13 protein-coding genes and 1 pseudogene are annotated in these 21,147 nt (G+C 57.7%); 10 read left to right on the forward strand and 4 right to left on the reverse strand.

Annotated elements, in window-relative coordinates:
* Positions 1–9 precede the first annotated feature (9 nt).
* The 5 genes from DJ564_RS17235 (at position 10) to DJ564_RS17255 (ending at position 6,521) form a co-directional block, all read left to right on the forward strand.
* Positions 10–3,105 (forward strand): efflux RND transporter permease subunit, encoded by a 3,096-nt coding sequence (locus tag DJ564_RS17235; RefSeq protein WP_109631802.1) that lies wholly within the window; start codon positions 10–12, stop codon positions 3,103–3,105.
* A 200-nt stretch (positions 3,106–3,305) separates the two neighbouring features.
* Positions 3,306–4,205 (forward strand): hypothetical protein, encoded by a 900-nt coding sequence (locus DJ564_RS17240; protein ID WP_109631805.1) that lies wholly within the window; start codon positions 3,306–3,308, stop codon positions 4,203–4,205.
* A 98-nt stretch (positions 4,206–4,303) separates the two neighbouring features.
* Positions 4,304–4,945 (forward strand): DUF1345 domain-containing protein, encoded by a 642-nt coding sequence (locus tag DJ564_RS17245; protein ID WP_109631808.1) that lies wholly within the window; start codon positions 4,304–4,306, stop codon positions 4,943–4,945.
* Between the two features lie 76 nt (positions 4,946–5,021).
* Positions 5,022–5,861, forward strand: coding sequence for an AraC family transcriptional regulator (locus tag DJ564_RS17250; RefSeq protein ID WP_109631811.1), 840 nt, complete (start codon positions 5,022–5,024; stop codon positions 5,859–5,861).
* 51 nt (positions 5,862–5,912) lie between these two features.
* Complete coding sequence (locus DJ564_RS17255) at positions 5,913–6,521, forward strand: LysE family translocator (RefSeq protein ID WP_109631814.1); 609 nt, start codon at positions 5,913–5,915, stop codon at positions 6,519–6,521.
* 79 nt (positions 6,522–6,600) lie between these two features.
* Here the strand turns inward: DJ564_RS17255 and DJ564_RS17260 are convergent, their stop codons facing one another.
* Both DJ564_RS17260 and DJ564_RS17265 read right to left on the reverse strand, forming a co-directional pair.
* Positions 6,601–9,249, reverse strand: a complete 2,649-nt coding sequence (locus DJ564_RS17260) for an autotransporter outer membrane beta-barrel domain-containing protein (protein ID WP_109631816.1) — start codon at positions 9,247–9,249, stop codon at positions 6,601–6,603.
* A 242-nt stretch (positions 9,250–9,491) separates the two neighbouring features.
* Positions 9,492–12,272 carry a hypothetical protein gene (locus DJ564_RS17265; protein WP_162556214.1) on the reverse strand — a complete coding sequence of 927 codons (2,781 nt, stop codon included), beginning with the start codon at positions 12,270–12,272 and terminating at the stop codon, positions 9,492–9,494.
* A 304-nt stretch (positions 12,273–12,576) separates the two neighbouring features.
* On the opposite strand from DJ564_RS17265, the gene DJ564_RS17270 reads away from it, so the two are divergent.
* The 5 genes from DJ564_RS17270 to DJ564_RS17290 all read left to right on the forward strand — a co-directional run bounded on the left by DJ564_RS17270 (position 12,577) and on the right by DJ564_RS17290 (position 17,934).
* On the forward strand, positions 12,577–13,602 hold the full coding sequence (locus tag DJ564_RS17270) for a LacI family DNA-binding transcriptional regulator (RefSeq protein ID WP_109631822.1): 1,026 nt from the start codon (positions 12,577–12,579) through the stop codon (positions 13,600–13,602).
* Between the two features lie 167 nt (positions 13,603–13,769).
* Complete coding sequence (locus DJ564_RS17275; protein ID WP_109631825.1) at positions 13,770–14,552, forward strand: sugar phosphate isomerase/epimerase; 783 nt, start codon at positions 13,770–13,772, stop codon at positions 14,550–14,552.
* Positions 14,545–15,570, forward strand: a complete 1,026-nt coding sequence (locus DJ564_RS17280) for a sugar kinase (RefSeq protein ID WP_109631827.1) — start codon at positions 14,545–14,547, stop codon at positions 15,568–15,570. The genes DJ564_RS17275 and DJ564_RS17280 overlap by 8 nt, the downstream gene beginning before the upstream one ends.
* A 60-nt stretch (positions 15,571–15,630) precedes the next feature.
* Entirely contained in the window at positions 15,631–16,929 is a 1,299-nt protein-coding gene (locus DJ564_RS17285) for an MFS transporter (RefSeq protein ID WP_109631829.1), read from the forward strand.
* A 27-nt stretch (positions 16,930–16,956) separates the two neighbouring features.
* Positions 16,957–17,934 carry a D-glycerate dehydrogenase gene (locus DJ564_RS17290; RefSeq protein WP_109636069.1) on the forward strand — a complete coding sequence of 326 codons (978 nt, stop codon included), beginning with the start codon at positions 16,957–16,959 and terminating at the stop codon, positions 17,932–17,934.
* A 125-nt stretch (positions 17,935–18,059) separates the two neighbouring features.
* On the opposite strand, the gene DJ564_RS17295 is transcribed toward DJ564_RS17290, so the two are convergent.
* Positions 18,060–19,247 (reverse strand): pyridoxal phosphate-dependent aminotransferase, encoded by a 1,188-nt coding sequence (locus DJ564_RS17295; protein WP_109631830.1) that lies wholly within the window; start codon positions 19,245–19,247, stop codon positions 18,060–18,062.
* 43 nt (positions 19,248–19,290) lie between these two features.
* A pseudogene (locus DJ564_RS17300) lies at positions 19,291–20,980 on the reverse strand (methyl-accepting chemotaxis protein).
* Positions 20,981–21,147: the final 167 nt, after the last annotated feature.

Below are 21,147 nucleotides of genomic sequence, written 5' to 3' on the forward strand. Positions count from 1 at the left end.
CGCTTTTTTATGCCGCAGTTCTTTATCGATCGCCCGGTGTTCGCCTGGGTGGTCGCCCTGTTCATCCTGCTGGCCGGCGCGTTGGCCATTCCTCAGTTGCCGGTGGCGCAATACCCCGACGTCGCGCCACCGCAGATCGAAATCTACGCCGTGTATCCTGGCGCCTCGGCGCAGACCATCGACGAGAGCGTGGTCAGTCTGATCGAGGAAGAGCTCAACGGCGCCGATCACCTGTTGTATTTCGAATCCCAGAGCAGCCTCGGCAGCGCCACCATCAAAGCCACTTTCCAGCCGGGTACCAACCCTGAAATGGCCCAGGTTGATGTGCAAAACCGCTTGAAAGTCGTGGAGTCGCGTCTGCCACAAGCGGTCAATCAGCAAGGCTTGCAGGTGGAGAAAGTCTCCGCCGGTTTCCTGTTGCTGATCACCCTGACCTCCAGCGACGGCAAGCTCGACGATGTGGCGCTCAGTGATTATCTGGCGCGCAACGTCATGAACGAGATCAAGCGTCTCGACGGTGTCGGCAAGGCCCAACTGTATGGCGCCGAACGGGCGATGCGGATCTGGATCGACCCGCAGAAGCTGATCGGTTTCAACCTGACCCCGGCCGACGTCAACGCCGCCATCGTCGCGCAGAATGCTCAGGTCTCGGCCGGTAGCATCGGTGATTTGCCGACGCGCACCACCCAGGAAATCACTGCGACCATTCTGGTCAAAGGCCAATTGTCGACGCCGGAAGAGTTCGCCGACATCGTCCTGAAAGCCAATCCCGACGGTTCCACTGTCCGGATCAAGGATGTGGCGCGAGTCGAGATCGGCAGCCAGGAATACCAGTTCGGCACGCGCCTGAACGGCAAGCCGTCCACCGCCGTCAGTGTGCAGTTGGCGCCGGGCGCCAACGCCCTGAGTACCGCGACCCTGGTGCGGGCGAAGATGGATGAACTGGCGCGCTATTTCCCGGCAGGCGTGGAATACAAGATTCCGTACGACACTTCACCTTTCGTCAAAGTCTCGATCACCAAAGTGGTTTTCACCCTCGGCGAGGCGATGCTGCTGGTGTTTGCGGTGATGTTCCTGTTTCTGCAGAACATCCGCTACACGCTGATCCCGACGCTGGTGGTGCCGGTGGCGCTGATGGGCACCTTTGCGACCATGCTGGCGCTGGGCTTCTCGATCAACGTGTTGACCATGTTCGGCATGGTGCTGGCCATCGGCATTCTGGTGGACGACGCCATTGTGGTGGTGGAGAACGTCGAGCGGATCATGGCCACCGAGGGCCTGTCGCCCAAAGAGGCGACGCGCAAAGCCATGACGCAGATAACCGGGGCGATCATCGGCATCACCCTGGTGCTGGTGGCGGTGTTCATTCCGATGGCGTTCATGCAGGGTTCGGTCGGGGTGATTTACCGCCAGTTCTCGCTGTCGATGGCCACCTCCATCCTGTTCTCGGCGTTCCTTGCTCTGACGTTGACCCCGGCGTTGTGCGCGACGCTGCTCAAGCCGATTGCCAAGGGCGAGCACCACGAGAAAACCGGTTTCTTCGGTTGGTTCAACCGTGGTTTCGAGCGGTTGACCGCGCGTTATCAAGGCTGGGTCGCCTATGCACTGAAACGCACCGGTCGATATCTGCTGATCTACGGTGTGCTGCTGATCGGTCTGGGTCTGTGCTTCAGTCGTTTGCCCTCCTCGTTCCTGCCGGTTGAAGATCAGGGTTACACCATCACCGACATTCAGCTGCCACCGGGCGCGAGCAAAAACCGCACGGTGCAGGTCGTCGAGCAAATTGAAGCGCACAACGCCACGGAACCGGGTGTGGGCGACAGCACGGTGATTCTCGGCTTCAGTTTTTCCGGCAGCGGGCAGAACGCCGCACTGGCATTTACCACGCTCAAGGATTGGTCGGATCGGGGCAGCGACGACTCGGCAAGTTCCATCGCCGACCGCGCCAACATCGCGCTGAGCCAGATCAAGGATGCCGTGGCCTTCTCGGTGCTGCCGCCGCCGGTTGACGGCCTCGGCACCTCCAGCGGTTTCGAGTTTCGCTTGCAGGACCGTGGCGGCCTGGGTCATGCCACGCTGATGAAAGCGCGCAGCGAATTGCTCACCGCCGCCGAGAAAAGTCCGATCCTGATGAACGTGCGCGAAAGCGCACTAGCCGAAGCACCGCAAGTGCAGCTGGAAGTCGACCGCAAACAGGCCAACGCGCTCGGCGTGTCGTTTGCCGACGTGGGCAACGTGCTGTCCACGGCGGTCGGTTCGGCCTACATCAACGACTTCCCCAATCAGGGGCGGATGCAACGGGTGGTGGTCCAGGCCGAAGGCGATCAGCGCAGTCAGGTGGCCGATCTGCTGAAGATCCATGTGCGTAACGATGCCGGGAAGATGGTGCCGTTATCGGCGTTTGTTCAAGCGAAATGGATTCAGGGGCCGGCGCAATTGACCCGTTACAACGGCTACCCGGCGATCAGCATTTCCGGTGAGCCGTCGCCCGGTCACAGCACCGGTGAAGCCATGGCGGAAATCGAGCGGCTGGTTGCGCTCGGCCCGGCGGGATTGGGTCAGGAGTGGACCGGGTTGTCATTGCAGGAACGTTTGTCCGGCAGTCAGGCGCCGATTCTGCTCGGTTTGTCGCTGCTGATCGTGTTTCTGTGTCTGGCGGCGTTGTATGAGAGTTGGTCGATTCCGACGTCGGTGCTGTTGGTGGTGCCGCTGGGTGTGCTCGGCGCCGTGCTGGCCGTGACCTTTCGCGGAATGCCCAACGACGTGTTCTTCAAGGTCGGGCTGATCACCATTATTGGCCTGTCGGCGAAGAACGCGATCCTGATCATCGAATTCGCCAAGAGCCTGTATGACGAAGGCCATGACCTGATCGACGCCACGCTGCAAGCGGCGCGTCTGCGATTGCGGCCGATTGTGATGACGTCGCTGGCGTTCATTCTGGGTGTGGTGCCGTTGGCGATTGCTACCGGGGCCAGTTCGGCCAGTCAGCAAGCGATCGGTACCGGAGTGATTGGCGGGATGATCACGGCGACGCTGGCGGTGGTGTTTGTGCCGGTGTTTTTTGTGGTGGTGATGAAGTGGGTGAAGCGCATGAATAAAGGGTGACTACCGCCCTCGCGGGTGATGACAATAGTTTTCACCCGCCGAACACAAGTCTGGCCTCAGCCAGAAAAAATCCACTTCAGTTATAAAAAACAGGACTCTTACACCTGTTATATCTGACAGTTACTTAGGAACGATCAAACACATAAGCTGTTTCCTGCCGCGCGGCAATTAAATACTCCCCTACCGGTTCAGGAGCGCATATGGAAATCACCACCACGGGCTTTATCACAGCGAAGTTGAATGACGAGGTCAATTTTCACGGAGACAAGAAACCGACTCTTTACCATGACCCTGTGTACAATTTTTGGGTCGCGAATTCAGCTGATGTAAAAGACGACGGGCAAAGCTTCTTGATCGAGCTGCGGATACCGGATGAGGGAGATGTGACGAACAAGGAGTATTCCATTGACAGTGACTATTCAAACCTTGCCACCGCCAAGGCAAGCTGGATTGAATTTCGGGATTCTAACTGGACGCCTTTTCTGGCTAAATCGGGCAAAATAAATGTAACGATCGATACTAAGCAACAAACTGTAACGGGCACTTTCAACTTTACCGTTCGCCTTTTAGAAAACAAGGAGCTTGTTGTCAGTCAAGGCTTATTGGAGATGAAAGGCTTTGAAGTCCTGGCAACTTCAAAGGCAGATACCGCTGGCACCTTCACGGCTGCGCTTGAAGGTGGCGCGTATAAAAAATACAACGCCAATCAATTTCTACTCGAGGCACGTCCCGGGAATCCGGAGGTAGGCCTGAAGGTTCCACATTGGCTGGCCTGGTCCCAGACCTATTCAGACGGTGTACCCAACCGCCCGCTGGATATAGTCACTATCTCATTTGCACGCGACCTTGGACCTGGCACTTTTGAACTGGACGCATGCAAGGATAAAATCCTCGTCAGTTACAACGAGGTTTATCCGGGAGCGGCAGGCTATCCGGCAAAAAGCGGCAAACTGGTGGTCGAGCAAGTGCCCGCGGATGGTTCATCGCATGGTTTGTTCACGGGCCGCCTGGAATTCATCAGTGAAGTAGCCTCCAACGGGACGCAGATTACGTTCAAAAATGGAGTTTTCACTTTAGACAGTAATCCTCAAACCCCTTGACGCTTTTGACCTGCCCCTTGATTGACCTGAAAGGCAGCGCTTGATGCACCACTCACGGCAAGGCTATGGTGCTGCAGAGCCCCTGACCGTGAGTCTCCATGCCTTTCCTCGCCCGCACCCACCCTCGCCTGTCCGGCGCCACCCTCCTTGGCGTCGCGGCAGGCATTCTGGCTCCGGCCGATTCGATCATCAGCAAAATCCTCATTGGCTGGAATGTCGGGGTCTGGACGTACCTGATCCTGATGCTCTGGCTCACCACGCGCGCCAAGGCCCCGGACGTGAAGCGCATTGCCGAAGTCGAAGATGAAAACGCCGGTCTGGTGCTGTTCGTGGTGTGCATCGCCGCGATTGCCAGCCTCGCGACCATCACCTTTGAACTGGCCGGCAGCAAAGACCTGGAAACCACCCGCAAGCTGCTGCATTACGGCTTCACTGCGCTGACGGTTCTCGGTTCATGGCTGCTGATCGGGGTGATTTTCAGCGTGCATTACGCCCGTCTGTTCTACACCTGGGACGGCAAAGACCTGGCGCTGCGCTTTGCAGAAGGCCTGGAAACGCCCAATTACTGGGACTTCCTGTACTTCTCTTTCACCATTGGCGTGGCGGTGCAGACCTCGGACGTCGGCGTGGCGACCCGGGGCATTCGCAAAATCGTGCTGGCACAATCGCTGATCGGTTTTTTGTTCAACACGGCGATCCTCGGCTTCTCGATCAACATCGCGGCAGGACTGTTCAACTGATGCGTGCACAAACGTTCTAGGCATCGACCTCGGCATCGGCGTTAAATAAACCGGCAATCCGTCCCACAGGTGCAGCATGACCACTCACAACTGGATCGATCTGGCCCAGGACGCCGATACCGGCATCGAGACCCTGCGCGCGCATTTCCAGGGCCACGCCTACGACCCGCATTGGCACGACAGCTACCTGGTGGGCGTCACCGAACAAGGCGTCCAGCAATTCAATTGCCGGAGGGCGACGCATCAAAGCACGCCGGGCAAGGTATTCCTGCTCGAACCGGGTGACATCCACGACGGCGACGCGCCGACTGAAGACGGTTTCACCTATCGCATGCTGTACCTCGATCCGCAGTGGCTGAAACGTGAACTCAGTGCCGTCTTCGAAAATGCCCCCGACAACAGTCAATTGAGTTTCGCCAACACCCTGGCCAGCGATCCACGACTGGCCCACGCCACCAGCCTGGCGTTTCAAACGCTGCATCACGGCGAGCTGAAAATCGTCCGCCAGACCGCGCTCGACAGGTTGCTCGAACGTCTGACCAGCCATTTACACTGGCGCACCCGTTACGGCGAAGACCCGCGCCTGCCGTTGGTGGCGCAGAGGGCTCGTGAGTATCTACACGCCAATGCTCAATACGATATCGGCCTCGATCAATTGGCCGCAGCAACGGGTGTCGACCGTTTTCGTCTGACTCGCGCCTTTAAGGCCGCCTATGGCATGGCACCCCACGCCTACCTCGTGCAATTGCGCCTCGCCACGGCCCGGAGAATGCTGGCCCTTGGCAGTCAACCGGCAGCAGTGGCGATGGAACTGGGCTTTGCCGATCAGAGCCATCTGGGCCGCTGGTTTGTCCGGGCATATGGCTTGACTCCGGCGCTGTACCGCAAGCGCTGCTCAAATCTTCCAGACGCATGACCCGAACTTTGTGAGGATCGGCTCCAGAGATCATTCACGGAGCCCGCTGCCATGTTGTCCACCGTTCCCACACTGCTGCCATTTTTGCTGTTCGCTTTTGTCGCGTCCATCACGCCGGGACCAACCAACATTCTGGTGCTGAGCAACAGCGCCCGCTTTGGCTTCAAGGCAGCGCTGCCGATCATTTTCGGCGCCTGTGCCAGTGCGGCGCTGATTGTGTTGCTGGTGGGGAGCGGTGTGGGTGAGTCGCTCTCCGGATTGCCAGGGGTGCAATCGCTGATGAAATGGGCCGGGATCGCCTGGCTGAGCTTCCTGGCATGGCAGATTTACCATGCGCCGCTCTCGACATTCACCGTGGATGGTGGAAAAAGACGCGAGTTTGGATTGTGGGCAGCCGCGAGCTTGCAGTTGGTCAATCCAAAAACCTGGATGATGGCGTTTGCCGTGGTCGGTGTGTTCGCCGGGGTCGGCGATGATCGTCAACTTCAGATTATCGGGCTGTCGCTGGCATTTTTTCTGGTTTCGCTGCCGTGCCTGACTGTTTGGGCACTGTTGGGAAAGGGTGCAAACCGATGGCTTGGCTCGGCAAAGGCCCTCCGGCGTTTTAATCGCGCAATGGCGTTACTGCTATTGGTTTCTGCCTGGCTTGCGCTGATGTGACGCGAGTCTTTAGCTAAAAAAATGCCCCGAAACGTTCAGGGCATTGTTGTATCGAGTTAGCTGAGAATCGCTGACTCCATCAGAAGAAGTAGCTCAACCACAAGTTCCCACTCCAGTCCTGGCTGACCGTCTTGCCTTTGCTGCCACCGACTTGACCGGACACTTGCCAGTTTTTTTGTGCAGGCGTCCACTTCAGGCGTACACCGTATTCAACGGCACTGCGACCACGATCGTCATCGAAGGCGTCATCGTCATTGATCGTGACCTCGTTGGTTTTTACAAACTCATGAGTGACGGCGGTGACCAGACTCGGCTCCAGCACACCCCCGCCTTCGAGCGCAATTGCTACCCCGCCCCGGATGCCGACTTTGCCTTGAAACGAACGCATGGCATCGCTTTCTACTTCCAGCCCATTGTCCAGTCGATAGTTGTCGCTCTGGGTGATGGCTGTGGCCAGTTGCACTTTAGGTTCGATAAAGTAGCCGCTGTCGAAACGAATATGTTTGCCCACCGCCACCGACCCGCTGACACCCAATGCTTTGAAGTCACCTTTGGCAGGTGTGCCATCGCTCATGATGACCTTGGCCTTGTGATCAAACTCGTTGATCTTGGCCATGACGTTAACGAAGACACCGCTTTTAACATCGAACGTATTGCCATAGACACCGGCGTTCAGGCTTGTAACCGTTGCACTGGATCCGTACTTGAGATCCATCTCGGTATGACTCGACCCGAAAAACCCTCCCAACACCCATAGACGGCCCGCCAAATCGACCGCCGTATCGGCACCTGCAGTGATTCCCCTCTGGTTCTGGGTATACCCGTCGCCGTAGGCATTCTTGACGCTGTATTGATTGCCGTACGTGTGCACCCAGACGCTGTTGCTGAGGTTCATGACCGCGTCGTCACCGGCTGCACGTAACGAACCCATCTGATTGTCGCTCATGCCACGCTCACCCACCTGCTCGCTGAGCATGGTTGTTTCAGCGTACGTGATACTGCGCGCGCTGCCTGCCAGTGCCAAGGCCGTATTGGTCGACTTACTGACTGTCTCCTTGTCCGGGCGCAGGTACAAGCCCTCGCCTTCCCTCGCCAGCCGGTAGACAAACGTGCCGCCGTCCACTGTTTCCCCATTATTCAAGCTGACGTCAGCGTTGCCCGAATTGATAATGCCGATGTGTACGTCCTCGGCAGTCAGCGGATTGTTGCCGGTAGCGGTGACATCAAATTTAATTTGACCGTCCGCGTGCCCGGCATTGAAAAAATCGGTATTGCCGGTGCTCAAGTCTGTCCCCGTGAAAACAGTGACGTTGCCGGAGACGTTAGCGACATCCAGCCGAAGGAACTGCTCGTTGGTGCCCATGCGCACGATGCCGCCGTTGGACGTCAGGTTCTGTATGGCGTTATCCCCGGTCATCACCCACTGCGCCGCGTTGTTGATGCTCAGATTGCCTGAATTGTTGACTTTGCCGGTCAATACCGACCCATTGTCCAGCAGCACGTTGCCATTGATACCGGTAACTACATCACCGGTCATGCTGCTGCCATTGGTCAGCGCAAGGCTGGAAACATTGTCGGCATTGCCGTTGAGCACAGAGCGGTTGTCCAGCGACACGCTGCCATTGGCATCGGAGAGCACGTTACCGGTGATACGACTGCCATTGTTCAGTGCGAGGCTGACGACATTGTCGACATTGCCGTTGATTGCAGAATTGTTGTTTAAATTGACCGTTGCCGCTGTCCCCGCAACAGCCTGCACATTACCGTTCAACGTGCTGTTGGAATCAAGGCTGACCTGAGTGACATTCTGCAAATTGCCATTGATGGAGGCTGCGTTTTTCATCAACAGCGCAACGGTGCTGCCGGTATCGGCAACGACATTGCCATCCAGAGCACTGCCGTCAATGGTGAGATTGGCGGTGGAGCGATTGGTCGCTTGCAACAGGTTACCGTTGCCACCGATCAGCTCGCTGGTGCCAGAAATACTGATATTCGCAACTGTACCGGCAGCACCCGAAGAGCCCAATAAGATGGCTGACCCTGTTCCCCCCGTTACACGGGTACTGTTCAACGTCACAGTGTTGGCATTGACACCGGTTAAATCAGTGTTGATTTGCAGGCCGTTCTTCTCTCCGGACAGAACGCTGCCGTTGGCCGAAAGCGTCGCCCCACCAAGCCTCACACCATAACTGTCCGAACCCGTGCCTCGGACGGTGGAGTTCTCGACGTTTAATACGGCAAAGCCCACCGCATCCGCGCCATTCAGGCCGATGATCGTGCTTCCTCCCTTGACCGTCGCGCTCGAAGACGCCGGGGTAGTGGTATTGCGACCCAAGAGAAGACCGAAACTGTTGGTACTGATGATGGTGCTGTTGTCGATAATGGCGCTGCTGTCGATCAGTTGTATCGCCCCCCTGCCAGCCGCGCTGTTTACAGTCGCACCAGAGAGGTTTACCACTGAAGTGTTGGCATCGATACGGGCGCTTTGACCGCCATTGAAAACGACGTTGGCATTTGATGACGAGATGGTCAGCGCCTGTGCGTTATCAATGGTTAGTGTGCCCCCTTGGGACACCACCCAGGCTTCCGGTGCGGGTGGGTTCGTGACGACTGCGCTCTCACCTGGATTTAGTGTTCGACTGAAGGCCTCGCTGGAGGATAGAAGTGCCGCAGCAATCACTAACTTCTGAAAAGTCACAGAGGGCGGAGATTTAAAACAAAAATGCATGGGGAATTCCTCAAACTGCGCAACTACTGACATTGCTTTTTGGCAGTATTGAAAGCTCCCACCAAAAAAACGTTCGACACTTTAATGAGAAAATCGAGACTTATATGTAGGAATATTCCTTAACAAAAGAGGAATTATTCTCGCCGACTGTAGCGTGTCTACCGTTCCCTTGCCGTTAACACGGGCAATCACGAAAGAAACATCCGTGTCTCTCTCGCGACACCGATCAGCTAATACGCCAACTAAAGAGCAGCCGGAGCAGGTGTCAGATCGCAATAATTGAAACTGTTGCTGATATTGTCGATCTGTTTGATGACTGGGTCAGACGATTGCTGTCCATTGATATCGGTCGTGTACCAATACTTGCCATACGCTATTGCTCCCCTGACAGGTTGTGCCAATTTGAAAATGGCAGGGTTGGCCACTGGCGCGACATCAGGAAGATTGGCGGCTTTGATCTCATAATCTCGAGAGTCTTCAGTACCAGCAATCAGATCAGTGCATGCCACGTCCCTGTAAGCTGCGAAATGTGCTGTAATCGTTTTACCTGGTGGTAGAAGCGGATCTTTTGGAATCTGCAAGCCTAGAACCATGCTACTGGTTGGAGTGATCATGCCGTAGCATTCGATGTAATCACGCAAGGCCGGATTGCGGACCCTGATTGTAGGTGGAGGTAAAGGTACTGCTGCACCAGCAACAGTCACCGGTTGGTTAAGGGATTTCATTACGTTTTTATCACTATCTGCCTTCTGAATGGTCCAGTGAGCATCTACTGTGCCAATGGGCAACCTGGATATGATCTCTGCCGAAACAGGAACATCAAATTCATCCGCATCTTCAAATGGATTAAATTCACCTACAGGCTGACCATTAATGAAACACTTCGCCAACTCGGCCGAAGTAATAGGAGGCTGACCGATTGCAAAGGTAACTTTAAATTTGCCCGGACTGTTTCTGTCACCGGGCCGCAAGTCGTTAGGCGTATTCGAGGCACCCGTCACTACAGGCAACACGAGATCTCTGTTGGTAAGATCTGGAAGATCCGGATTCGTAGGTCCCGCATGGTCGAATGCCAACGTGATGAGTTGAACCGGAGATTCAGCGTTTGGAATACCGGTTCGAAAGATCTCATACCAGATATTGGCCATTTTAGGCTCATCGGCATCGTTAAATATTTGGGAGAGATCCGTGTATGTCAGGGCAAACGTTAAATTGGTATTGGCGACCCACGGTTGGGAGGTAAGATTTACAGAGTTAGTTGCGTCAGTGGCGTCTTCAATGGTGATGAAAATTTCATCGCCTGGCTCTGCATTCGTGATGAAAGCGCTTTCAACGATCGCGGTTATCCCGTCGGCAAAATCGTCCAGATAAAGTGCCGTGGTATAGTTCGGATCGGTTTTCGGTACCAGAGGACCTTTTGTTGAAACTGGAGGTTGTGCCAATGCCAGTGTCAGTACGTCACTTGCGGCAGACTCCCGACTTTCATTACCAGGCAGATCTGTCCATTGATACTGAATTCTGACGCGGCCGTTTGGAAATGTGCGTAACACGGTGTTGTCGATAGTAAATGCGCCGCTAGCGGGTACCGCATCGTTCCACACCTCGACTCTCTGAGCGCCAGAAATCAACCAAACGCGAAGATTTTCGTCAAGACGCCGCAGCGGATAACCAACGTTCACGGTGAAATTCAGGTCGGCGTTAGCCGGCTCCGCCAACCAGGCTTCGTTAATTGTGCGTTGCGCATCCGAGGGTGAATTAACGAACGCGGGGGTTGGCGTTGGTACGGCGAGCGTGACAACGGCATTGCCATTGGCGTCTGACCTTTTTGAACCAAACGGTGCAGTCTTGTCGATAACAAACTCCAACACATTGGAGGGTTCATTAACACCGCCCCCCTCTTTGTAGAGTTGAAACATAACTTCATGAGTGGTGGGCGTTGCCGGTGTTGGAAGTTCTGGAAACAAGCTTGCTGGTAACGGGATCGGTATAGTCCCAACCGGCCGGGTAGCAACCGGACCAAGTGCAATTTTTTGACTCCACGTTGTCAGCGTCTGGCCTTTAACACCGTATTCCAGCTCCAGTTCATCCTCGTCAAACTCTTCTGCAGTGCGGGTAAAGTCAATCGTCACAAACCCGGTGTCCAGCACGCTTTTGGCGATCAGACCGTCTGCAAGTGTGTCTATAGAAATATCAGCCAAGGGGTCAATATTCTTGACACCGTTGAATTCAGGTCTTGGAGTTCTTGGTACGATTTTTATAGCCATTTTTCCATCTCCTTGTGTATTCAGGCCGAAAGGGCCGCTTTCGCCAGGTGTTACCCTGTCTATTTTCACCAAACCTTTTTTCGACTCGCCGACAAGTCGCCCGCCTTTGAACAACTGCCAGTGAGCAATGGCTGAATCATTATCAATAAGTGGCTTGACATTGGGGTCAAACGGAACAACAAACAGCCAATGTCCATTTATATGCTTCGGCTCCAGCGTTATCTCCCAGTCACCGTAAGTACCCCGCACTGGTGGCCCGCTTCCATTCAAACTTGAATACCCTTGCCAATATAATTTGGCTTTATCGCCATCTGCCGCAGGGCTATTGGCTGTAGGTATCAAAACGGTTGCTCCGCAGGTCAACGGCGGTACTGTCTCGTTATTCAAGTAACCCCAAATCGTTGCATGGGGAAACGTAGGTTCATTCAGAACAAGAATGGGCGTGTGATCTATCGTCAGTTTTCTTTCAGGTGATGGATCCGCGATGCCACCGCTCGCTTTCCAAACCAGGTAGGACAAAAGCGCAACGCCGTCAGTTGCGAGGTGCGCTGGCGTCAAATTGAAATAAAGATAAGGTGGTTGTGGTGGACTATAGAATTCTGTGTAGAGCCTTGTAACAGTGCCACCCTGATCCAGTTCAATCCAAAGTTCGTCCAGTGGCTCCGGGTCGGGCCAGTAAGGAATAATGATTCGAGTACCATTAAGCAAAATATTGCGCGGCACGTATCCGTCGAGATCATTATCATCAATACCTTCCACCGATAGCGGGCTCGCTAGAATCCCTGTACTTCTATCGGTCGCCTTCCTCATCGTCATGATGTACTCGCCCGTTCACTTTAATTACGCGGAAGATTTGAGATTCTTCTGGGGGAGATTAAGCGCTCAGACACTGCACCTGCCTACTGTCAGATATGACAGGTAAAGCTACCGTTCGTCGGTTTTAAACGGGCTTTTGTCCATTCCCACATCAAATGCTTCTTGACGGAGATGTGTGGAATGATGTTTCCTGAAACCGGTTTCATAAATTTACGCAGCAGACTCCGACAATAAGAAAATCAACGCCATGAACGACTTCTCCACCGCCCAACGCAGCCGTGTAACCATGCTCGATGTCGCCGAACGCGCCGGCGTATCCAAGGCCAGCGTCTCGCGCTTCATCGGCGATGACCGCGCCCTGCTCTCCGATGCCATTGCCCTGCGCATCGAGCAGGCGATTGCCGAACTGGGCTATCGCCCCAATCAGATGGCCCGTGGATTGAAACGCGGTCGTACGCGCCTGATCGGCATGCTGGTGGCCGATATCCGTAACCCTTATTCGATTGCCGTGATGCACGGGGTGGAAACCGCTTGCCGTCGTCATGGTTACAGCCTGGTGGTGTGCAACACTGATCGCGATGACGAGCAGGAACGTCAGCACTTGGCGCTGCTGCGCTCGTACAACATCGAAGGCTTGATCGTGAACACCCTGGGCCATCACCGCGATGAGTTGCGCGAGTTGCATCGGGAAATGCCGATGGTGCTGGTGGATCGCAAGGTCGAGCAGCTTGAGAGCGATCTGGTCGGGCTGGACAATCCGGCCGCCGTTGAAATGGCCCTCGCCCATTTGCAGGAGCGCGGTTACCGCGATGTGCTGATGGTGACGGAGCCGTTTGACGGCACCAGTTCGCGGATTGAGCGGGTGAGCAGTTTCAAGGCACAAATCGCGCAACGCCCTGCTTTAACCGGCGCGGTTGTTGAGACCGGCAACGAACTGACCTCACGGCTGAAAACCTTCCTGAACACGCCCGGCCCTGGCCCGAAAGCGTTGTTCTGCGCCAACGGCATTGCGGCGCTGGCCAGTACGCATTCGTTGCGCGAGTTGCAGTGCAATCTGTTTGAGGATTTGGGGCTGATCGCGCTGGATGATCTGGATTGGTATCCACTGGTGGGCAGCGGGATTACGGCGCTGGCCCAGCCGACGGCGGAGATGGGCGCGAGTGCCTTTGAGTGTTTGCTCAAGCGGTTGCGCGGGGATGATGGGCCGGTGCGGACGATGGATTTTTCGGCGCGGTTGATTGTGCGTGGGTCGACCCTGGGGGATTTGCGGTGAATGTGCGGGCCTCTTCGCGGGCAAGCCCGCTCCCACAGGGATCGGTGGCGTTCACAAAACCTGTGGGGGCGAGCCTGCTCGCGATGAGGCCCTGAAGAACAGCAGAAAACTTAAGACAGCTCCTTTTTTTTGAACAAAAATGAAACCGGTTTCAGAGGTGCAAAACAATGAATAAACCACCCGTTTCCATCAGCCTGTCGAGCTATGGCGCCGACCTGGTCCGCCAACGCGGCCAAGGCAGTTTTATCGAGGTCTTGGCCGCTGCCGGCGCCTCGCGCATTGAATGGCGCGAAGAGTTGCTGACTGATGAAAATCCGCTGCAACTGGCCGCCGACACCCAGGCCCGAGGTCTGGAAAGCATCTATTCCTCGCCGATGGAGTTGTGGCTGGCCGGCCAGTCGAGACCCAATCCTCAACTGCTCACCACACTCCAGCGCGCCGAAATATTCGGCGCCAAGTGGCTGAAAGTCTCCCTGGGCTATTTCACCGACAACAACGATCTCCAGGCCTTGAGCCGAATCCTCGCGCAAAGCCCGGTGCACTTGCTGGTGGAAAACGACCAGACCTTGCACGGCGGTCGTATCGAACCGTTTCAACGTTTCTTCGGCGAGGTCGAGCAACACAACCTGCCGATCAAGATGACCTTCGACATCGGCAACTGGCAATGGCAGGACCAGTCCGCCGCCAGCGCGGCGCGGTTGCTCGGACGGCATGTCGGCTACGTGCATTGCAAAGCCGTGGCGCGCCGGGCCGACGGCAAACTGGTCGCCACCCCGCCGGTGGCCAGCGACGTGCATCTATGGGAACAACTGTTGCGGCACATGGGCCATGGCGTGATGCGTGCGGCGGAATATCCGCTGCAAGGCGATGACCTAGTGCAGTTGACCACCGAACACGTCGCCACCCTCGCCCGCCTCGGCCAATCCCGCCGGGAGAGTGCTCATGTCTGAGTTCGATATCCTGTCGTTCGGTGAAACCATGACCATGTTCGTCGCCGAGCAGAACGGTGATCTGGCGGCCGTCAGCCAATTCCACAAGCGCATTGCCGGGGCGGACAGCAACGTCGCGATCGGCCTGTCGCGGCTGGGGTTCAACGTGGCGTGGCTGAGCCGGGTCGGTGCCGATTCGCTGGGGCGGTTCGTCGTCGATACGTTGGAAAAAGAAGGCCTGGATTGCAGCCATGTCGCCATCGACCCGGCACACCCGACCGGTTTTCAACTCAAGTCCCGAGCCGACGATGGCAGTGATCCGGTGGTTGAGTATTACCGCCGTGGTTCGGCAGCCAGTCACTTGTCGGTGCAATCGATCTCCGAGCAGTTGCTCAATGCCCGCCACTTGCACGCCACCGGCATTCCGGCGGCGCTGTCTGCGTCGACCCGGGAAATGTCTTTCGAATTGATGTCTCGCATGCGCAACGCCGGGCGCAGTGTGTCCTTCGACCCGAACCTGCGCCCGAGCCTGTGGGCCAGCGAACAATTGATGATCACTGAGATCAACCGCCTCGCCGCCCTCGCCCACTGGGTGTTGCCGGGGTTGAGTGAAGGCCGTTTGCTGACCGGATTTGAAGACCCGGAAGACATTGCCGCGTTTTACCTCGATCAGGGTGCAGAAGCGGTGGCGATCAAGCTCGGCCCGCATGGCGCGTATTACCGCACGCCTCTGGATCAGGGTTTTGTCGCGGGCGTGCCGGTGGCAACGGTGGTCGATACCGTCGGCGCCGGTGATGGCTTTGCCGTCGGCATGATCAGCGCCTTGCTGGAAAACCACAGCTTTGCCAATGCCGTGCAGCGGGCCAACTGGATTGGCAGCCGGGCGGTGCAGAGTCGAGGGGATATGGAGGGGTTGCCGACCCGGCTTGAACTGTCTTCTGAATTTGAGGCCGCCATCGCGGGCAAGCCCGCTCCCACAGGATCGAGTCCAGACGCAAAACCTGTGGGAGCGGGCTTGCCCGCGATGGGGCCCGCCTAGTCACCGCAATATTTCCCCGTTACCTGCTGCGACAAAAACAACAAGCTCAGGAGCACCACCATGAAAACCGCCTCACTCGCCACCCGCCGCTGGTGGTACATCATGCCCATCGTCTTCATCACCTACAGCCTGGCGTATCTGGACCGCGCCAACTATGGGTTCGCTGCCGCCTCCGGGATGGCCGCCGACCTGATGATCACCCCCGGCCTGTCGTCGATGCTCGGCGCGCTGTTTTTCCTAGGCTACTTTTTCTTCCAGGTACCGGGCGCGATCTACGCGCAAAAGCACAGCGTGAAGAAACTGATTTTCGTCAGCCTGATCCTCTGGGGCGGGCTCGCCACACTGACCGGCATCGTCTCCAACGCCTATTGGCTGATCGTGATCCGCTTCATGCTCGGCGTGGTCGAAGCCGCGGTGATGCCGGCGATGCTGGTGTACCTGTGCCACTGGTTCACCCGGGCCGAACGCTCGCGGGCCAACACTTTCCTGATCCTCGGCAACCCGGTGACCATGCTCTGGATGTCGGTGGTGTCGGGTTATCTGGTGCAGCATTACAGCTGGCGCTGGATGTTCATCATCGAAGGCTTGCCGGCGGTGCTCTGGGCATTTATCTGGTGGCGTCTGGCCGACGACCGCCCGGCCCAGGCCAAGTGGCTGACCGACCAGGAGAAGCACGACCTGGAAAGCGCCCTCGCCGCCGAACAGGTCGGCATCAAGGCAGTGAAGAACTACGCCGAAGCCTTTCGCTCACCGAAAGTAATCATCCTGGCGTTGCAGTTTTTCTGCTGGAGCATTGGTGTCTACGGTTTCGTGTTGTGGCTGCCGTCGATCCTCAAGGCCGGCGCACAGATGGACATGATCGAAGCCGGCTGGCTCTCGGCGCTGCCGTACCTGGCCGCCGTCATCGGCATGTTGCTGGTGTCGTGGGGCTCGGACAAATTGCAGAAGCGCAAACGCTTCGTCTGGCCGCCGCTGCTGATTGCCTCGATTGCGTTCTACGGCTCCTACGCCTTGGGCGCTGAACATTTCTGGTGGTCCTACACACTGTTGGTGATTGCCGGCGCCTGCATGTATGCGCCTTACGGACCATTTTTCGCGATTGTCCCGGAGATTCTTCCTGCCAACGTAGCCGGCGGCGCGATGGCGCTGATCAACAGCATGGGCGCGCTGGGTTCGTTTGGCGGTTCATATCTGGTCGGCTACCTGAACAGCTCCACCGGGTCGCCCGGTGCTTCTTACCTGCTGATGAGCGGTGCGTTGATGCTCTCGGTGGTGCTGACGATTTTCCTCAAGCCCGGCGCCAGTGACCGGGTCGTGGCCAAGGCCGCTGCGCAACGGCCAGTGACGGCTCACCCTTGAATTGAAGTTGAGATGATGACGATGACGATGAAAAAGCAGGTCGTGCTGTACAAGAAACTCTCGCCGCTGTTGATGGCTCGCCTGCATGAGCGCACCGAGGTGACGCTGATCGACAATCTCAAGCCGGAGGGCATCGCGCAACTGCGCGACGCCCTGCCCCGCGCTCACGGACTGCTCGGTGCGAGTCTGAAGCTGGACGCCGAACTGCTTGATCTGGCGCCCAATCTTGAAGCCATCGCCAGTGTCTCCGTCGGTGTCGACAACTACGACATCGACTACCTGACCGAGCGACGCATCCTGCTCAGCAATACGCCGGACGTGCTGACCGAAACCACCGCCGACACGGGTTTTGCGCTGATTCTGGCGACGGCGCGGCGCGTGGTGGAGTTGGCCAACATGGTCCGCGCCGGTCAGTGGAACCGCAACATTGGCCCGGTGCATTTCGGCACCGATGTGCATGGCAAGACGCTGGGCATCATCGGCATGGGGCGGATTGGCGAGGCGCTGGCGCAACGTGGGCGTTTTGGCTTTGGCATGCCGGTGATCTACCACAGCCATTCGCCGAAACCGGCGGTTGAGCAACGTTTTGATGCTCAGTACCGCAGCCTGACGGAGCTGTTGCAGCAGGCCGACTTCATTTGCCTGACGTTGCCACTGACGGCTGAAACCGAAGGGTTGATTGGCGCTGCAGAGTTCGCACTGATGCGGCCGGAGAGCATTTTCATCAACATTTCCCGAGGGAAAGTCGTGGATGAGGCAGCGCTGATCGAAGCGTTGCGCACCGGACAGATTCGCGCGGCGGGCCTGGATGTGTTTGAGCGTGAGCCGCTGAATGTTGACTCGCCGTTGTTGACGTTGAACAACGTGGTGGCGACGCCGCACATGGGGTCGGCGACGCATGAGACACGGGAGGCGATGGCTCAATGCGCGGTGGATAATCTGCTGATGGCGTTGGCTGGGGAGCGGCCCAAGAATCTGGTGAATGTTGGGGCGTGGCAGGCTTAGGACATTTGACGCCTGTCAGGCAGCCATCGCGAGCAGGCTCGCACACAGTGGATTTGTGAACGCCACAGATCCCCTGTGGGAGTGAGCCCGCTCGCGATGAGGCCGGCACTGACAACACAAATCAGTCAGGCGCGCCGCGCTTCCAGCAGGTCCGCCGCACACAAGGCGATTCGCCGACAAGCATCGGCCAGTTTCACTTGATCCACCACCAACCCGATCCGGATATGCCCCGCCGCACTCGGCCCGAACGCCTCACCGGCCAGCACAGACACGCCGTACCCCTCCAGCAAACGCTCGGCAAACCCTTGGGCACACAACCCGGTCGGGCGCACATCGACCATCACGAACATCCCGCCATCCGGCCGGACCGGTCGGAGCCCCGCGCAATTGCTCAACCGCGCACACACCAGATCGCGTCGCTGGCGATATTCCTCACGCATCAGCGCGACTTCCGGCAGGTCTTCATCCAGCGCCACCTGCGCGGCTTTCTGCACAAAATCGGGAATACCGAACAGCATGCACAACGACAAATGCACCAGATGCTCGGCCAGCATTTTCGGGCCGATCGACCAACCCACGCGCCAGCCGCTCATGGCGTGGGACTTGGACAAGCTGTTGATGGTCGCGGTGCGTTCGGCCATGCCCGGCAGGCTCGCCGGGCTGGTGTGCTCACCCTCGAACAACAGATCGCTGTAGACCTCGTCACTGATCAGCCACAGATCATGGCGCACGCACAACGCGGCCAGCGCTTGCCAGGTCTTGAGCGGCAAACTGGCACCCGACGGATTGTTCGGACTGTTGAGCAACAGGACGCGGGTCTTCGGCGTGATCAGCGCCGCCACATCCGCCGGGTCAACGCGAAAGCCGTCCTCCGGGCGCACCGCCACCGGCACCACTTTGGCGGAGCAGGCGCCGAACACGCCTTCGTAGGTGACGTACATCGGCTCGGCAACGATCACCTCATCGCCTGGATCGAGCAGGCATTGCGCAACCGAATACACCGCACACTGCGCCCCCGGAAACACAATCACATGATCGGCGTCCACCGCCTGACCACTGCGCTGTCGATGGCGCCGCGCGATGCTGCTGCGCAATCCGCGACTGCCACGCACCTCGGGGTAATGCGTGTCGCCGGCCCGCAAGCTGTCGATGGCGGCCTGGACGATGGGCGGCGGTGTGTCGAAATCCGGATCGCCAATCGACAGAAGCAGCACATCGATTCCCTGCTCGCGCATTTCCAGCGCTCGGTCATGAATCTGCCAGGCTGCCGCTCCGTCGCCGGCGATTCGTTGGGTCAAGGCTGAATAGCGCATGTAATTCTCCTGTCGCGCGCGGACTCCCAGCCACAACCCTATCTCAAATCACGAAACGCGCCACCATCGCATTCAAATCCACCGCCAGGCGCGACAGTTCATGGGTCGCGGCGCTGGTCTGATTGGCACCGGCGGCGGACTGGGTGGCGAGGTCGCGGATGTTCACCAGGTTGCGGTCGACTTCACGGGACACCTGGGCCTGTTCTTCCGAGGCGCTGGCGATCACCAGGTTGCGTTCGTTGATCAAGTGGATCGACTGGGTGATCTGCTCCAGCGCCACACCGGCGGCGCGGGCCATCTCCAGCGTGCTTTGGGTGCGCTGATTGCTTTGCTGCATCGACGAGACCGCTTCGCCCGTGCCGTTCTGGATGCCGGCGACCATTTTTTCGATTTCCTGGGTCGATTGCGCCGTCCGATGAGCCAGGGCCCGGACTTCATCCGCGACCACGGCAAAACCACGTCCGGCTTCACCAGCACGCGCCGCTTCGATCGCCGCGTTGAGGGCCAGCAGGTTGGTTTGTTCGGCGATGGCGCGGATCACGTCCAGCACTTTACCGATGTCGCGGCCTTGCGCGGCCAGGCCTTCGATCATCAACGAAGTGTTTTGCACGTCATGGGTCATGGTCTGGATCGCGTCGACGGTTTCCACCACACGGTCCCGGCCTTCGCGCGCGGCTTGGGTCGATTGGTTGGACGCTTCTGAGCGTCGACACGGCGTTGCGCGCGACTTCTTCCACGGCGGCGGTCATTTCGTTGACGGCGGTGGCGGCCTGTTCGATTTCGTTGTTCTGTTGTTGCAGGCCGCGGGACGCTTCCTGGGTCACGGTGCTGAGTTCTTCAGCTGCGGCGCCCAGTTGCGTGGCGGAGCCGGCGATCTGTTCGATGGTTTGGCGCAGGTTGGCCTGCATGACGGACAAGGCCCCGAGCAAGCGCGCTGGTTCGTCCTTGCCGTCAACCTCGATGGCTTTGGTCAGGTTACCGCCGGCGATGGTTTCGGCCGCCGCCACGGCGCGGTTCAGCGGTGTGACGATGCTGCGGGTCAACAGCCAGGCCAGCAGCACGGTCAAGAGCGACGCCACCACCGACACCGCGATAATGCCGGTCACGGCGGTGTTGTAATTTTCTTGCGCGATAACACCGGCCGCTTTGGCGCCCTCCTGGTTGTACGCCACCAGTTTATTGAGCTGTTCGCCCATCTGGTCGGTGCCTTCCTTGATCCGCGTGTTGATCAAGGTGCGCATCTCATCGACTTTGTTCTGGCGTGACAGGTCCAACATCTCGCGCTGCGCTTGTATGTATTTGTCCAGCGTGGCGCTGAACACTTTATACAGCGCCGCTTCGTCCGGGCCCGCCTTCAATTCGGCATAACTGGCCTGGGCCTTGCGCGCTTTGTCGGTGAGCACGGCAATCCGGGCTTCAGCTTCCTGCAGACTGGCCGGCTCGCGGTTGACCAGAATGCGGAACGACAGAATGCGCATGCGCAGGATGTTTTCGGTGACATTGCCCAGGTACCCAACGCTGGGCAGTTGGGTACTGCCCATCTCGACCGAGGCGTGGCGGATGATCGACATGCGGTTCACCGCGAATACACCCAGCACGATGACGAGCAAGGCAATGAACGCAAAACCCAGGAAGGCTCGAGGCGCGATATTCAGATTACGCAGGGACATAGGACGATACTCGGGTGATTGAAGCGGCGAGCGTCCTTGCGGTGATGGCTGAGTGGCGGGCATGAGGCGCGCGCGGGGTCAGCGTGGCGCCACTGTTGTAATAGGTTTGTGTGCGCCTATTGGATGTATCGGCTGGGGATGAGGTTTTTCGCGGGGATCTCAGAAAAATATTTTTGCTGGGCGACATCTGTTTCAACGCTGAAACACAGTGGCGGCCCTGATGAACATTT

Source organism: Pseudomonas sp. 31-12, from assembly GCF_003151075.1.
Lineage (GTDB): Bacteria > Pseudomonadota > Gammaproteobacteria > Pseudomonadales > Pseudomonadaceae > Aquipseudomonas.